Origin of the sequence: Streptomyces sp. SP18BB07 (assembly GCF_036322545.1) — a bacterium.
Taxonomy (GTDB): domain Bacteria; phylum Actinomycetota; class Actinomycetes; order Streptomycetales; family Streptomycetaceae; genus Streptomyces; species Streptomyces deccanensis.
In genome coordinates this window covers 66,086-80,867 of record NZ_JAQYWT010000295.1, presented here as the reverse complement: position 1 = coordinate 80,867, position 14,782 = coordinate 66,086, and the positions used below count along the sequence as shown (strand labels likewise).

The following is a 14,782-nucleotide window of genomic DNA, read 5'->3' as shown; positions in this document are numbered from 1 at the left end:
TACCGAAGGTCGACGGATCTTCACGGATCCCGATCCGTCACCGGTGACAACGTCCGGGGCTTCCCGGGGATTCCCGGGGCCTGCCGTCGTCGACCCGAAGATGGTCGCACGGCACGCCCCGTCTCGTCACCCGGGTTATTTCCCGTCCGCGCGGGGGTCACACCCGTGCGGGGTCCCGGTCATCGCCGGGCCGCGGCCTCCACCGGCGCCGACTTCCAGTCCGGGTGCCCCGGCATCGGTGGCGTCCTCAGCTCGTACAGCCAGGCGTGGAAGAAGTCGCCCAGGTCGCGTCCGGCGATCCGGGAGGCGAGGTCCCGGAAGTCGGCGGTGGACGCGACACCGTCCCGGTGGACGGTGACCCAGGCCCGCTGCAGCAGGGCGAAGGCGGAGGCGCCGATCTCCTGGCGCAGGGCGTAGAGGAAGAGGGCGGCGCCGTCGTAGACGTTCGCCCGGAAGATGCCGATCTTCTGGCCGTTCTTGGGCTTCTTGGGCGCCGCCGGCGGTCCTCCGGCGGCGCGCCAGCGGTCGGAGGCTCCGTATGCGGCCTTCATGCGCGCGGCCATCGACCGGCCGGCGGTCTCCTCGGCGTACAGGGCCTCGTACCAGGTGGCGTGTCCCTCGTTCAGCCACAGGTCGGACCAGGTGCGGGGGCTGACGCTGTTGCCGAACCACTGGTGGGCCAACTCATGGACCATGATCGACTCGACGTACCACTTGGGGTACTCGGGCCGGACGAACAGCGCCCTCTCGAAGAGCGAGAGCGTCTGTGTCTCCAGCTCGAACCCGGTCTGCGCCTCGGCGATCAGCACGCCGTACGTCTCGAACGGGTAGCGGCCGACCTTCTTCTCCATCCACTCGATCTGAGCGGGGGTCTTCGCGAGCCACGGTTCGAGCTTCGCGCGGTCCTTGGCGGGGACCACGTCGCGTACGGGCAGGCGGTGCGGTCCGGTCCGGTGCACGACGGCGGAGCGGCCGATGGAGATCTGGGCCAGTTCGGTGGCCATGGGGTGCTGGGTGCGGTACGTCCAGGTGGTGGTGCCGGCGGCGCGGTCGGTGCCGGTGGCCAGGCCGTTGGAGACGGCTGTGTAGCCGTCGGGGACGGTGACGCGGACGGTGAACATGGCCTTGTCGGAGGGGTGGTCGTTGCAGGGGAACACGACGTGCGCCGCGTCCGCCTGGTTGGCCATCGCGAGCCCGTCGGCGGTCCGTACCCAGCCGCCCTCCACCTCGCCCGTGTAGACCGGGTCACTGGTGTGGCGCACGGTGATACGCGTCCCGCTTCCCTCGGTAAGCGGCGCCCGGGGTGTGATCACCAGGTCCTCCCCCACGCCGGTGAAGGCGGCGGGCGCCCCGTCGACCTCGACGGAGTCGACCTCGCCGTGGGCGAAGTCGAGGTTGATCCGCTCCAGTGGGGCGGTCGTCCGGGCGTCGATGGTGGTCACGGCGGTGAGCGGCTCGCGGTTGCTGCCGGGGTAGGTGAAGTCGAGGTCGTACGACCGCACGTCGTACCCCGGGTTGCCGAGGTGCGGGAAGAGCCGGTCGCCGACGCCCAGTGGGACGGCGGGGGACGGGGCGCTCGCGGCGATCAGGCAGACGGAGACGGCGGAGGCGAGCAGCGCGGCCTGGACGCGGCGGCTCCTGGAGCGTGGGGTGAGCGGCATGGACCACCGCTACCAGCGCGCCCCCGCCCGGTGCCGCCGACGCGCAGCGGGCCCACTCGAACGAGCGGCTCACGGTCCGCCGAGCCGCCCGTCAGCCGAGCCGCCCGCGCAGACCGCCCATCCTTCGACCCGCCCGTCCTTCGAGCCGCCCCCGCCCGCCCAGATCGCTCAGTGGGCGGCCACCGTCTGGTGCTGGGCCCGGCCCACGTCGTACACGCCCGGTACGTTCCGCATGGCGCGCATCAGGGCCGGGAGGTGGGCGGCGTCCGGGAGTTGCAGGGTGTAGGTGTGGCGGACGCGCTGCTGGGTCGGGGGTTCGACGGTGGCGGTGACGATGTCGACGCCTTCGAGGGCGATGGCCTCGGTGAGGTCGGCCAGCAGGTGGGGGCGCTGGAAGGACTCGGCGACGAGGGTGACCCGGAACTCGGTGGTGTCGCCCCAGCGCACGTCGATCTCCGGGCGCCCGAGGCCCTTCATCCGTGTCACGGCGGCGCACTCGACGCGGTGCACGGTCACCACTCCCCCGCGCACGGCGAAACCGGTGACCTCGTCGGGCGGTACGGGCGTGCAGCAGCCGGCGAGCCGGACGGTCGCCTCGGGTCTGTCGACGACGACCACGGCGCCGACGGCACCCACGGTGTCGGAGGCGGCGGCGGGCTCGTCGAGGGCGGGGCGGAGGGTGGGCGTCTCGTCCTTGGGACCGCCGTCGCGCTCGTCCTGCGCATCGGCGGCGGGCGAGGGGTGGGTGGCGAGCCAGCGCTGGATGGCGATGCGCGCGGCGGGCGTGTGGGCGTGCTCCAGCCACTCTCTGGAGGGCTCGGAGGCCGGGTCCTGGCCCATCAGGAGCTGGACGGTGTCGCCGTCCTTGAGGACCGTGCTGAGCGTCGCCAGTCGGCCGTTGACGCGGGCGCCGATACAGGCGTGGGCGTCCTCGCCGTACTGCGCGTACGCCGCGTCCACGCAACTGGCGCCCTCGGGGAGCCCCAGCGTGCCCCCGTCGGGCCGGAACACGGTGATCTCCCGGTCCTGGGCGAGGTCCTCGCGCAGGGTCGACCAGAACATGTCGGCGTCCGGGGCGGCCTCCTGCCAGTCGAGGAGCCGGGAGAGCCAGCCGGGGCGGGTGGGGTCGATGCGCTCGCCCTCGGCGTCGGTCCGCCGTCCGTCGGTCTGTTCCTCCGCGGGTGTGGCGTACGGATTGCCGAGCGCGACCACGCCGGCCTCGGCGGCCTTGTGCATCCGGTGGGTGCGGATGAGGACTTCGGCGACCTGGCCGTCGCCGCGCGCGACGGCGGTGTGCAGCGACTGGTACAGGTTGAACTTCGGTACGGCGATGAAGTCCTTGAACTCCGAGACCACCGGCGTGAGGCAGGTGTGCAGCTCGCCGAGGACGGCGTAGCAGTCGGCGTCCTCGCCGACGAGGACCAGGATCCGGCCGAAGTCGGTGCCGCGCAGCCGTCCGCGTTTCCGGGAGACGCGGTGCAGGGAGACGAAGTGGCGTGGCCGGATGAGGACTTCGGCCTGGATGCCCGCCTCGCGCAGGACGCCGCGCACCTCGTCGGCGATCTCGGCGAGCGGGTCGCCGTCCTGTGCGGCGTTGTCCGCGATGAGGTCGCGGGTGTGGGCGTACTCCTCGGGGTGCAGGATCGCGAAGACGAGGTCTTCCAGCTCCGTCTTGAGCGCCTGTACGCCGAGTCGTTCGGCGAGCGGGATCAGGACGTCCCGGGTGACCTTGGCGATGCGTTCCTGCTTCTCGGGACGCATGACGCCGAGGGTGCGCATGTTGTGCAGCCGGTCGGCGAGTTTGATGGACATCACGCGGACGTCGTTGCCGGTGGCGACGAGCATCTTGCGGAAGGTCTCGGGTTCGGCGGCGGCTCCGTAGTCGACCTTCTCCAGCTTGGTGACGCCGTCGACGATGAAGCACACCTCCTCGCCGAACTCCTCGCGTACCTGATCGAGGGTCACATCGGTGTCCTCGACGGTGTCGTGGAGCAGAGAGGCCGTCAGGGTCGTGGTCTCCGCGCCGAGTTCGGCGAGGATCAGCGTGACGGCGAGCGGGTGGGTGATGTACGGCTCACCGCTCTTGCGCATCTGACCACGGTGCGAGGACTCGGCGAGGACGTACGCCCGGCGCAACGGCTCCAGGTCGGCGTCGGGATGGTGGGCGCGGTGCGCCTCGGCGACATGGCTGATCGCGTCGGGCAACCGGTCGCGGGTCGTCGGGCCCAGGAGTGCGGCGCGGCCCAGACGGCGCAGGTCGATACGAGGTCGGCCCTTCCTGCGGTGCGCTGGTTGCGGCGCAGGGGCGGGCGATACGGCGGGGTTCGTGGCCTCCGCGCTCATGGGCACCTCCGGCTGCGTGGACCGGCGGACGGGTGCCCCAGGGCGTGCGGCGGCTCATGGGATCGTGTCGTTCCCCCGTCCGTGCCGGTGCTTGATGCTACCGAGCCCATCACGCCCGCCCGACCGCCTCTCGCCGAGCGTGAAACGGATCACCCATTCGAGCGAAGGTTCCGAGGTTTACGGTTTCCGGCCACCCCACTTGCGGGCGCCATGGATTCACACCCCTGAACGCATGATGGGCTTGGATCTCTACGACGTCCGCGCCACGGACTCCTCGATCTGAAGCCCTATCACATCTCAACGCACCGCGTTTTCCAGCCACTTGGCGTCGATCTCGCCCTCGGCGACGATCACCGCGGGGCCGGTCATCTCGATCTCGCCGTCGGGTCGTTCGGTGATGACCAGCGTGCCGCCGGGCACGTCGACGGTGTAGGTCGCCGGGGTGCCCGTGACCGCCGGGTCGGCGCCGTCGCGCCGGGCGGTGGCCACGGCGACGGCGCACGCGCCGGTGCCGCAGGAGCGGGTCTCGCCGGAGCCGCGCTCGTGGACGCGCATCGCCACGTGGCGGGGGCCCCGGTCGACCACGAACTCGACGTTGACGCCCTGCGGGTAGGCGGAGGCGGGGCTGAAGGGGGGCGCGGAGAGGAGATCACCGGCGTGCGTGAGGTCGTCGACGAACGCCACCGCGTGCGGGTTGCCCATGTTCACGTTGCGCGCGGGCCAGCTGTGCTCGCCGACGCTCACCGTCACGTCACCCTCGGGGAGCCGGGCGGCGCCCATGCCGACGGTGACGTCACCGTCCTTGTCGATGTGGACCTTCTTCACGCCTCCGCGCGTGGCGACGGTCAGGTCGCCCGCGGTGACGTGTCCGGCGTGCAGGAGGTAGCGCGCGAAGACCCGGACGCCGTTTCCGCACATCTCCGCGATCGAGCCGTCGCCGTTGCGGTAGTCCATGAACCACTCCGCCTCGGCGGCCAGCGCCTTCGCCTCGGGGTGCGCGGCGGACCGGACGACGTGGAGCACTCCGTCACCGCCGATGCCCGCGCGGCGGTCGCACAGGGCGGCGACGGCGGCCGGGGGGAGGTCGATGGCGTTCTCGGGGTCCGGGACGATCACGAAGTCGTTCTCGGTCCCGTGCCCCTTGAGGAAGGCGATCCGCGTGCTCATTCCTCGATCGTACGGGAGCGCTCCGCTGGGTGAGCCGTGGGAGGGCTTGCGGTTTGAGGGTCAGCTGCGGGTGTTTTGGGGCTGGTCGCGCAGTTCCCCGCGCCCCTTACGGGGCGCTTCGTGCGGGGCGCTCTAACGGAGCCGTGCCACTCGCCAGACGGCCAGGAAGGCCACCGCCGCCACGATGAGGGCGTAGGCGAGGACGATGCGCCAGTCCGGGCGGCGGCCGGAGCCGCGGGCGGGCAGGCCGGGCCACGTGTAACCGACGCGGCGGGCGGCCATCATGCCCCAGCCGGCCGCGGTGGCGCAGATCAGCAGGCCGAGCATGGCGACCACGGCGCCGCCGTCCCCGAACTCGAAGGCGAGCGGGAAGGCGAACATCAGGGAGCCGACCGCGCCGAGGCCCACGATCGGGGCGAGCTGCCAGAGCCGCAGCCTGCGCTGGGGGCGCAGCTCGACCTCGACCTCCGGCCCGGACATCTCGTCCGGTTCCGGTCCGTCGTCGCTGACGCCGTCGGGGGTCTGGTCCTCCGGTCCGTCCGGGCTCAGCGGATCACCTTCGGAATCCAGTGCGTACCCCTCGGTAACCAGCTGGTCCACGTCCTCCGCGGTGCCCTGCTCCGTGCTTTGTGCGGTGTCGCGAGGGCCGGCCTCCATCGCCACGCGCCCTCCCAACTCGGACTCCACTTGGTCGATCGAAGCTCGATGATGGCACGCCCCCGCGAGCCCGGATGACCGCCGGGGCGACCCGATGCCATGACGTGATCAGGCTGTGACCGGTCGTTCGATCAACGCCAGTGCGAGCTGCGGGAGTTCCGTCAGGTCGGCGAGCCCCCCCTTGAGCCAATGCACCCGTGGGTCCCGCCTGAACCATGAATCCTGACGGCGCGCGAAGCGCTTGGTGGCACGCACGGTCTCGGCCCGCGCCTCGTCCATGGTGCACTGCCCGGCGAGCGCCGCGAGGACCTGCTGGTAGCCGAGCGCACGCGACGCCGTACGCCCCTCGCGCAACCCCTGCGCCTCGAGTGCGCGCACTTCTTCGACCAGTCCGGCGTCCCACATGCGGTCGACGCGGCGGGCGATGCGCTCGTCGAGTTCGGGCCGTGCCACGTCGACGCCGATCTGGACGGTGTCGTAGACCGCGTCATGGCCCGGCAGGTTCGCCGTGAACGGCTTTCCGGTGATCTCGATCACTTCGAGGGCGCGGACGATGCGGCGGCCGTTGCTGGGCAGGATCGCGTGGGCGGCCTCGGGGTCGGCGGCGGCGAGCCGGGCATGCAGCGCGCCGGAGCCGCGCAGGGTCAGCTCCTCCTCCAGACGGGCGCGGATCTCGGGGTCGGTCCCGGGAAACTCCAGGTTGTCGACGGCTCCCCGGACGTACAGCCCGGAGCCGCCCACCAGGATCGGCCAGCGGCCGTCGGCGAGCAGGGCGTCGATGCGGGCGCGGGCGAGCCGCTGGTACTCGGCGACGCTGGCGGCGGCGGTGACGTCCCAGATGTCCAGGAGGTGGTGCGGGACTCCGTCGCGCTCCTCGGGGGTCAGCTTGGCGGTGCCGATGTCCATCCCCCGGTAGAGCTGCATGGAGTCGGCGTTGACGACCTCGCCTCCCAGGCGCTGCGCCAGAAAGACACCCAGATCGGACTTTCCGGCCGCGGTCGGTCCGACGACGGCGATGACCCGTGGAGGGGGAACTGCGTTACTCACCGGCCCAGTCTCGCAAATGTCAGGGCCTGTTCTCGAACGAGCTGCGTGACGCGGGGGAGCCGGGGTCGTTGCGTGTTGCGTGTTCGCAGCGCCGGTCTCGAGTACCGGCGACCCGGATGACGCAATCGGACGCTCCGGGAGAGGGCGGGAATTAACCCGCATGATTAGCATTGAGGTTGATATGGGCGTTTTCTCACTGTTCCGCCGTAAGGCGAAGGACGCGGACGAGGCCGCCGTGACGGCGCCCGAGCCGGGCGCCGAGACGGAGGCGGAGAAGCCGGACGAGGCGAAGGGAGCCACCGAGTCCGCCCAGCCGGAGGCCGGGAGCACGTCCGAGGCCGAGGCCGAGGCGGAGGGCGACGCGGCCGAGCCGGCGGCGGAGACCGTCGACGCGGCGGACGACGTGGAGATCCCGAAGCAGCAGACGGCCGATCAGGCGGCGGACAACGAGTCCAGTGAGAACGCCCGCAAGTGACCACCCTCGCGGGAAGGTGAATCATGGGCCTGCTGGATAATGTGAAATCCAAACTCTCCCCGGCCAAGGACAAGGTCTCGCACCTCGCGCAGAAGCACGAGGACAAGATCCAGCACGGTCTCGACAAGGCCGCGCAGACGGTCGACAGGAAGACCAAGGGCAAGTACAGCGACAGGATCCAGTCGGGCACGGGCAGGGCGAAGCACGCCATGGACCGACTCGCCCACCACGACGGCGGTCCCACACCGCCGCCTCCGGGCGGCGGCGCCACGCCTCCGCCTCCGGCTTCCTGAACACGCGCATCGCCGGACGGCCGCGGAGCCTCTCGCTCCCGGCCGTCCGCCGCACCGTTCCAGGTCTACGACCAGGCGGCCACCAGGTAGCCCACGCCGTACGGCGCGTCGTCGTAGAGCAGGCTGCCGTCCAGGCCCGCGCCCTCCGCGGCGCCCGCGAGGACCTGCCAGGGGGCGCGACCGGAGGCCTGCAGCTCGCGGGCGAGCCCGGTGTCCAGCGCCCGCAGAGCCTCGGTGTCGGCGTCGGCGAGCGCCCGCGCGACCCGCGCGTCGAAACCGGCCGCGCGGTCGTCCAGGTACCCCGGGGCCTTCAGCGTGCGGCACGCGCTGGCGTCGCCCATCACCAGCAGAGCCACCCGCCCGGCCGACCCGGCGACTTCCCTCCCGATGTGAATACACCGCTCGACGGTGATCGGTTCCGCCACCCCGAGCCCTTCCATCGGGGCGTCGGCCCAGCCCGTGCGGTCGAGCAGCCAGGCGGCGACGGCGAGGGAGGCGGGCAGCCGGGCCCCCGTGCCGTCCCTGTGTCCCAGGCGGACGTCGAGGTCCACGCCGAAGCCCCGGAACGAGCCCCTCGAGCCTTCCGGATACGACGCGTCCTCCGCCGCGGGGCCGACGACCAGCAGCCGGTCCGGCCGCGCGGCGGCGAGCACCCCGAGCGCGTCCGCGCACGCGTCCCGCGCCGGATCCAGCTCGGGCGCGGCCCCGGCGGCGACCTCGGGCACGAGCAGCGGCGGACAGGGACAGACGGCGGCGGCGACAAGCATGAGGCGCAGGGTAACTTCCCAGCCCAGGGGCGGCCCCTTCAGGGGCGCGGGGAACTGCGCGAACAACCCCCACGCACCGGCAGCCCGCGAACAACCGCCAAGACGGAGCGGAACCCGCCACCGAAGACCCCGCCGAAGTACCCCTACTGAAGAACCCCGCACCCACCCGTGGTGGCCGCCGGCATCGGCTCCGGAGCCCCGATCTTCGGCAGCCCCAGCATCACCCCGGCCGCCTTCTCCGCGGGCGCGGCATTCCGCTTCTCCCAGGCGTCGCCCGCCCGCGTCCGCCGTACGTCCAGGACCGCGCCCTCCGCCAGCAGGTGGTGCGGCGCGGCGTAGGTGATCTCGACGGTCACCACGTCGCCGGGGCGGACCTCCTGGTCCGGCTTGGTGAAGTGGACGAGGCGGTTGTCGGGGGCGCGGCCGGAGAGCCGGTGCGTGGCGCCGTCCTTGCGGCCCTCGCCCTCGGCGACCATCAGCTCCAGGGTGCGGCCGACCTGCTTCTTGTTCTCCTCCCAGGAGATCTCCTCCTGCAGGGCGACCAGGCGCTCGTAGCGCTTCTGCACGACCGCCTTGGGGATCTGGTCCTCCATGGTCGCGGCGGGTGTGCCGGGCCGCTTGGAGTACTGGAAGGTGAACGCCTGGGTGAAGCGGGCCTCGCGGACCACGTGCATGGTCTGCTCGAAGTCCTCCTCGGTCTCGCCGGGGAACCCCACGATGATGTCGGTGGTGATGGCCGCGTGCGGGATGGACGCGCGGACCTTCTCGATGATCCCGAGGTAGCGCTCCTGGCGGTACGAGCGGCGCATGGCCTTCAGGACCGTGTCCGAGCCGGACTGGAGCGGCATGTGCAGCTGCGGCATCACGTTCGGCGTCTCGGCCATGGCGGCGATCACGTCGTCGGTGAAGTCGCGGGGGTGGGGCGAGGTGAAGCGAACGCGTTCCAGGCCCTCGATCTGCCCACAGGCCCGCAGCAGCTTGCTGAACGCCTCGCGGTCGCCGATGTCGGAGCCGTAGGCGTTGACGTTCTGGCCGAGCAGGGTGATCTCGGAGACGCCCTCGCCGACCAGGGCCTCGATCTCGGCGAGGATGTCGCCGGTCCGGCGGTCCTTCTCCTTGCCGCGCAGGGCCGGGACGATGCAGAACGTGCAGGTGTTGTTGCAGCCGACGGAGATCGAGACCCAGGCGGCGTAGGCGCTCTCGCGGCGGGTCGGCAGCGTGGAGGGGAAAGCCTCCAGGGACTCGGCGATCTCGACCTGGGCCTCGTCCTGGACGCGGGCGCGCTCCAGCAGGACGGGCAGCTTGCCGATGTTGTGCGTGCCGAAGACGACGTCGACCCAGGGCGCCTTCTTGACAATGGTGTCCCGGTCCTTCTGCGCCAGACAGCCGCCGACGGCGATCTGCATGCCGGGGCGGGCGGTCTTCATCGGGGCGAGGCGGCCCAGGTTGCCGTAGAGGCGGTTGTCGGCGTTCTCCCGTACGGCGCAGGTGTTGAAGACGACGACGTCGGCGTTGCCCTCGCCGGCGTCCGCGGGCGCGCGGACGTATCCGGCGTCCTCCAGGAGACCGGACAGACGTTCGGAGTCATGGACGTTCATCTGACATCCATAAGTACGCACTTCGTATGTCTTGACGCCCACTGCCTGACTCCGGTCGCTGCTGTTGGTCACTCCGTAAGCCTAAGGCAGCGCCCGGGGAGCCCTCGTCCCCAGGCGCTGCGGTCTCAGTGGTCCGTGTCGAGCACGGTCTCCGGGATCTGCACGTTGATCAGTTCGCCGGTGCGCGGGTCGACGGTGAGGCCCCGGCCGGGCTTGCGGCCGCGCAGGTGGGCGTGGGCGAGGCGGGCACCGATGTTGTCGCCCTCCAGGATGCTCTGCGGGCCGAGGAGCACGCCCTTGCGGTGCCGTTTCAGGGCGCTGAGCCAGCCCATCGCGCCCGTCATGGTCTCGGCGGTGGCCGCGATGACGATGCCGATGCCGTGGTCCCGGCCGGACTGGGCCAGGGAGCGCAGGTTCTGGTCGATGTCCGGCAGGACGAACAGGTCGGCGTCGTCCACCACGACCACCCGGGGTCCGTCGCCGGTCTCCAGGGCCTCGGTGAACTCCTCGACCGTGGGCTCGGTCGCGGTGATCAGCCGTACGCCGGGGTGGCTCCCCAGGGTGCGCAGCGGCGACTCGCGCGGGGCGAGGACCACCAGGCGGGTGCCGGAGGCCAGCAGGGAGACGGCGAGGGCGGCGAGGGTGGTGCTGCGGCCGGAGCCGGGCGGGCCGACGACCGAGAAGGTGGGCGAGGTCTCCGCGAAGTCGACGCCGACCGGGGAGACGTCGTCGCCGCCGAGGCCCAGCAGACCCCACATCGGCCGCCGGAACTCCTCCCCCACCTTCTCGTAGGCGTCGGTGAACGTGACCTTCACCGGCAGGGTGCCGATGCGGGTGGGGCGGCGGTCGGCCGGGAGTCCGGCGTCGCGGCGGGTGGCCTCGGCACCGATCCGGCGCAGTGCCTCGGCCTGCTCCTGGCCGGTGGCGCCGGGGGCGAGCAGGGCGACCTGGATCTCGGTGCCGCCGTCGGAGGTGAAGCCGCGGCCGGGGAGGACGAGGTCGGGGATGTCGCGGGCTCGTTTGCCGACGGCGTGGTAGTCGGTGCGGTCGTTCAGGCGCAGCAGCAGTTTGTTGTCGTTGAGGGCGGTGGCCCGGCCGGAGAGCAGGGCGCGTTCGGAGGTGGCGACGAGGTGGATGCCCGCCGCGGCTCCTTCCCGCAGAAGGCGGTTGACCTGTTCGACCAGGCGTCCGCCGTTGTGGTCGGCGACGGCCTCGATCAGGGCGTCCCAGCCGTCGATGAACAGCATGATGTGGGCCGGGCGGTCCCCGGCGGCGACCAGTTCGCGCAGTTCGGTGAGGTTGCCGGCGTGGTGGCGGGTGAGCAGTTCCTGGCGGCGCTCCAGATCCGTGTCGAGCCTGGCGAACAGCCGCTCCAGGCGCTCGATGTCACCGCGCGGGACCACGGCTCCGGTGTTCGGGAGCACGCCCAGCGCGGTGAGCGCGCCGCCCGCGAAGTCGATGCCGTAGAGGTGGACGTCGGCGCTGGAATGGGCGCGGGCCAGTGCTCCGGCCATGGTGCGCAGCACCTGGGAGCGGCCGGAGCGCGGGACACCGACGACGTACAGGTGTCCGAACTCGGCGAGGTCCAGCCGGACCGGCAGCTGCGCCTGGGCCTCGGGGATGTCCGACAGGGCCCAGGAGACGGGGGCCAGCCGGGCGCCGCCGGACGCGTCCGGCTGGGGCAGGTCGTCGATCAGGACGTGCTGGCCGAGCGCGGGCAGCCAGGGGCTGGGCTGCGGTACGCAGTCGGCGAGCCGTGCGGCCTCGGACAGGGCCTCCACCAGGGCGTTGAGGTCGGTGGGCGCCTCCTCGGCCATCAGGTCCGCCGGGTCCGTGTCCGGTCGGCCGTCGGGGGCTCCGGGCCGGGCGACGGCTCGGCCGAGGCGCTGCCAGTGGAGCGCGGTGCCCCAGATCCGGGCCTCCTCGGCCGCCTGCCGCTCCTGGCGGGCCCGCGCCTCGGGGGACGGCTTCGCGACGGGCCGGGGAGTGCCGGCGTACGCGGTCTGGAAGGGGACGACGGTGCCGTGGCCGAGCCGGGCCAGGGCGCGGCCGGGGGTCGCCGGGGAGATGCTGACGGCGTCCTTGGTGTCGATGACGTCCATGCTCTCCGAGGAGTCGGTGACCCGCAGCGCGATGCGCAGGTTGGTGTTGGCGCGGATGTCGGAGTTGACGACTCCGGCGGGGCGCTGGGTGGCCAGGATCAGGTGGATGCCGAGGGAGCGGCCGCGCTGGGCGATGCTGACCAGGCCCGGGATGAAGTCGGGGATCTCCCGGTAGAGGGTGGCGAACTCGTCGATGACGATCACCAGTCGGGGCACGGGCGCCAGTTCGGGGGTCCGGCGGCGCATGCCCTGGTACTCGGGCAGGTCCTTGGCACCGGCCTCGGCCAGGAGGTGCTCGCGGCGGGTCAGTTCGGCGGACAGCGAGGTGAGCGCGCGCTGCACGAGGTGGCTGTCGAGGTCGGTGACCATGCCGAGGGTGTGGGGCAGGTCGACGCAGTCCTTGAAGGCGCTGCCGCCCTTGTAGTCGACGAGGACGAAGGTGAGTTCGTCGGGCCGGTTCATCGCCGCGAGGGAGGCCACGAAGGTCTGCAGCAGTTCGGACTTGCCCGAGCCGGTGGTGCCGGCGACGAGTCCGTGCGGCCCGTCCTTGACCAGGTCGAAGGCGACCGGTCCGTCGTAGCCGGCGCCCAGCAGGACGCCGGTGGAGGCCGGGCGCTGCGACCAGCGGGCGGTGATCAGTTCGGCGCTGGGCTGCGGCAGTCCGAGGAGGTCCAGGAGCCCCACCTCGGTGGGCAGACCCTCGGAGGCGTCCGGGGTGACGTCCCGGATCGGGGCGATGCCCCGGGCGGCGCGCTCGCACCAGTCGGGCTCGACCAGGTCGGGGCGGATGTCGGGGATGTCGGGCAGCCCGGTGCGGCGCAGGGTCAGCCGGTGGTTCTCGTGGCGGACGACGGCGGTGCACTCCTCCGGCAGGAGCCGTTCCTCCTGGTCCAGGCAGAGCGGGAAGATCCGGACGCCGGGGCCCTCCTTGAGGATCGCGACCACGCCCGGTACGTCACGCAGCCGACGGGCCCCGTCCATCACCACCAGGACGTCCGGCTCGCTCAGCAGCGCCTTGCTCATGGTGGACTCGGCGGCCCGCTGGCGGGTGCGCAGGGTGGAGACCAGTTCGGCGACTCGGTTGGCGACCGTCTCGGGGTCGTTGCCGATGAGGGTGACGGCGCCGCCGCGGGTGCCGGGCAGGCCGTCGCGGGAGTGGGGCAGCCAGCGGGCCCAGTTCCAGGAGTCCTCGGATCCCTTGTCGGTGAGGACGACGATCCGCAGGTCGCGCGGGGTGTGCAGGATGGCGGCCTGGGCCGTCATCCAGCGGGCCAGCGCCTGCACGGGGCCGGGCGCTCCGGCCAGTCCGACCACGCCGCTGTCGACCAGACCGACGCTGACGGGAGCGTCCGGGATCGTCCAGTGGACGGCGGTGTGGTTGTCCTCGCGGGCCGTGTCGTCGATGCCGAGCAGCGACGGCTGCGGGGCGGTGCCGATACGCAGGGCGAGGTGGTCCGGGTCGCCGCGCCGGCGCTCCCAGAGCCGTCGGCCGGGGCCGACCGCCCAGAGCCCGGCGACCGCCGGGTCGGGCGCGCTCTCGGTGCGCAGGCGCCGCTCGGTGGCGACCTTCTCGCGGATGTCCTCCTCCAGGGAGGCCCGGCGCTGCCGGTAGACGCGGGACCGCTCCTCGTAGTCCTTGCGGGCCTGGCGCCGTCCGCTGACGTAGTTCGCCGCCATCAGCACCGGCGAGAGGAACATGAAGATCAGATAGAAGTACGAGTTCCAGAACAGCATCATGGCCACGCCGAAGACCATCGGGGCGAGCGAGACCATCAGCGGGATCGGTCTGCGGGCCGGGGGGTCGGGCGGGCCGGGCAGCCGAAAGCGCTCGGGTGCCAGGTGGGGCAGGATGCGCGGCGGCCGGTTGTAGTCGAGGCCGCCGCCGCCCTCGGACGGCACCACGGCGGCGTCCCTGGGGGTCGGCTCGGTCAGCCGCAGCAGATACTCGCCGACCGACAGCTCCGCTCCGACGGCCCACGGCTGCCAGCCGTCGGGGAGGGCCGCGTCCTCAACGTCCTCCTCGGGGCTCCCGTCCTGGTCCTCGTCCTCCTCGTCCTGTTCGGCGAGGGGCAGCAACGGGGTGTTGGGCCGGCCCCGGTGCTCCGGCGGTTCCGGCACGGACAGCCGGGCGGGCCCGCCCTCGCGGAGCTCCACGACGGCCGAGCCGTCCGGGCGTACGGTCACCCGGATGCCCTCGCTCGGCAGACCGCGGCCTTCGAGGGGCACGGCGGCGTCCTCCAGGGGGCCGATGCCGTGGGTGCCGAGGCCGAGGGGGTACACGCGTCCGGCGTCGGGGCCGCCCACCACCTGGAGTTCGACCACGGGCGCGTGGTCGAGCCGGTGCGGCTGCGGCATCGCGTCGCGCTCGGGGCCGTACGCGGTGACGGCCGGGGCCTGGGGGCGGCCCAGGGCGACGACACTGCCGTCCATGAGCCGTGTGCCGGACAGCGGGGTGCCCGGCGCGAGGGGCTCGTCGCCCAGGAAGCAGGCGGGGGCGGGGCCGGGCCCGGGCAGCGAGCCGTCGGTCTCGTCCGCGTCCCCGGCGCGCAGCCGGGCCAGGTGCGCGGCGACGTCCTCGACGGGGGTGCTGCCGGACGCGGTGAGCAGAACGTCCTGGCTGCCGCGGGAGTCGGCGCCGTCGACTGTGGTGATGAGGAGTTTCACTTCTCCCC

Annotated in this window: 10 protein-coding genes; 2 read left to right on the top strand and 8 right to left on the bottom strand. The window is 72.4% G+C overall.

Going from position 1 to position 14,782, the window contains the following annotated elements:
* Positions 1 to 179: 179 nt before the first annotated feature.
* From PUR53_RS16725 to miaA, 5 genes are all read right to left on the bottom strand, one after another.
* The gene (locus tag PUR53_RS16725) at positions 180 to 1,661 is read right to left on the bottom strand and encodes a M1 family metallopeptidase (RefSeq protein WP_329908739.1); all 1,482 of its coding nucleotides are present in this window, start codon (positions 1,659 to 1,661) and stop codon (positions 180 to 182) included.
* Positions 1,662 to 1,829: 168 nt separating this feature from the next.
* Positions 1,830 to 4,004: a RelA/SpoT family protein gene (locus PUR53_RS16720; protein WP_329908737.1), complete on the bottom strand. Its 2,175-nt coding sequence runs from the start codon at positions 4,002 to 4,004 to the stop codon at positions 1,830 to 1,832.
* 297 nt (positions 4,005 to 4,301) lie between these two features.
* Complete coding sequence (gene dapF, locus PUR53_RS16715) at positions 4,302 to 5,171, bottom strand: diaminopimelate epimerase (RefSeq protein WP_329908735.1); 870 nt, start codon at positions 5,169 to 5,171, stop codon at positions 4,302 to 4,304.
* A gap of 132 nt (positions 5,172 to 5,303) precedes the next feature.
* Positions 5,304 to 5,828 carry a hypothetical protein gene (locus PUR53_RS16710; RefSeq protein ID WP_329908733.1) on the bottom strand — a complete coding sequence of 175 codons (525 nt, stop codon included), beginning with the start codon at positions 5,826 to 5,828 and terminating at the stop codon, positions 5,304 to 5,306.
* 108 nt (positions 5,829 to 5,936) lie between these two features.
* On the bottom strand, positions 5,937 to 6,875 hold the full coding sequence (miaA, locus tag PUR53_RS16705; protein WP_329900188.1) for a tRNA (adenosine(37)-N6)-dimethylallyltransferase MiaA: 939 nt from the start codon (positions 6,873 to 6,875) through the stop codon (positions 5,937 to 5,939).
* A 181-nt stretch (positions 6,876 to 7,056) separates the two neighbouring features.
* Between miaA and PUR53_RS16700 the strand changes: the two genes are divergently transcribed.
* Both PUR53_RS16700 and PUR53_RS16695 read left to right on the top strand, forming a co-directional pair.
* Positions 7,057 to 7,350 carry a hypothetical protein gene (locus tag PUR53_RS16700; RefSeq protein ID WP_329908731.1) on the top strand — a complete coding sequence of 98 codons (294 nt, stop codon included), beginning with the start codon at positions 7,057 to 7,059 and terminating at the stop codon, positions 7,348 to 7,350.
* 23 nt (positions 7,351 to 7,373) lie between these two features.
* Positions 7,374 to 7,643 (top strand): antitoxin, encoded by a 270-nt coding sequence (locus tag PUR53_RS16695; RefSeq protein WP_329908730.1) that lies wholly within the window; start codon positions 7,374 to 7,376, stop codon positions 7,641 to 7,643.
* Between the two features lie 65 nt (positions 7,644 to 7,708).
* Here PUR53_RS16695 and PUR53_RS16690 read toward each other — a convergent pair whose 3' ends face one another.
* From PUR53_RS16690 to PUR53_RS16680, 3 genes are all read right to left on the bottom strand, one after another.
* Complete coding sequence (locus PUR53_RS16690; RefSeq protein WP_329908729.1) at positions 7,709 to 8,410, bottom strand: class III extradiol dioxygenase subunit B-like domain-containing protein; 702 nt, start codon at positions 8,408 to 8,410, stop codon at positions 7,709 to 7,711.
* Positions 8,411 to 8,553: 143 nt separating this feature from the next.
* Positions 8,554 to 10,080 (bottom strand): tRNA (N6-isopentenyl adenosine(37)-C2)-methylthiotransferase MiaB, encoded by a 1,527-nt coding sequence (miaB, locus tag PUR53_RS16685; protein ID WP_329900184.1) that lies wholly within the window; start codon positions 10,078 to 10,080, stop codon positions 8,554 to 8,556.
* 53 nt (positions 10,081 to 10,133) lie between these two features.
* Positions 10,134 to 14,774 (bottom strand): FtsK/SpoIIIE domain-containing protein, encoded by a 4,641-nt coding sequence (locus PUR53_RS16680; protein ID WP_329908728.1) that lies wholly within the window; start codon positions 14,772 to 14,774, stop codon positions 10,134 to 10,136.
* Between the last annotated feature and the right edge of the window lie 8 nt (positions 14,775 to 14,782).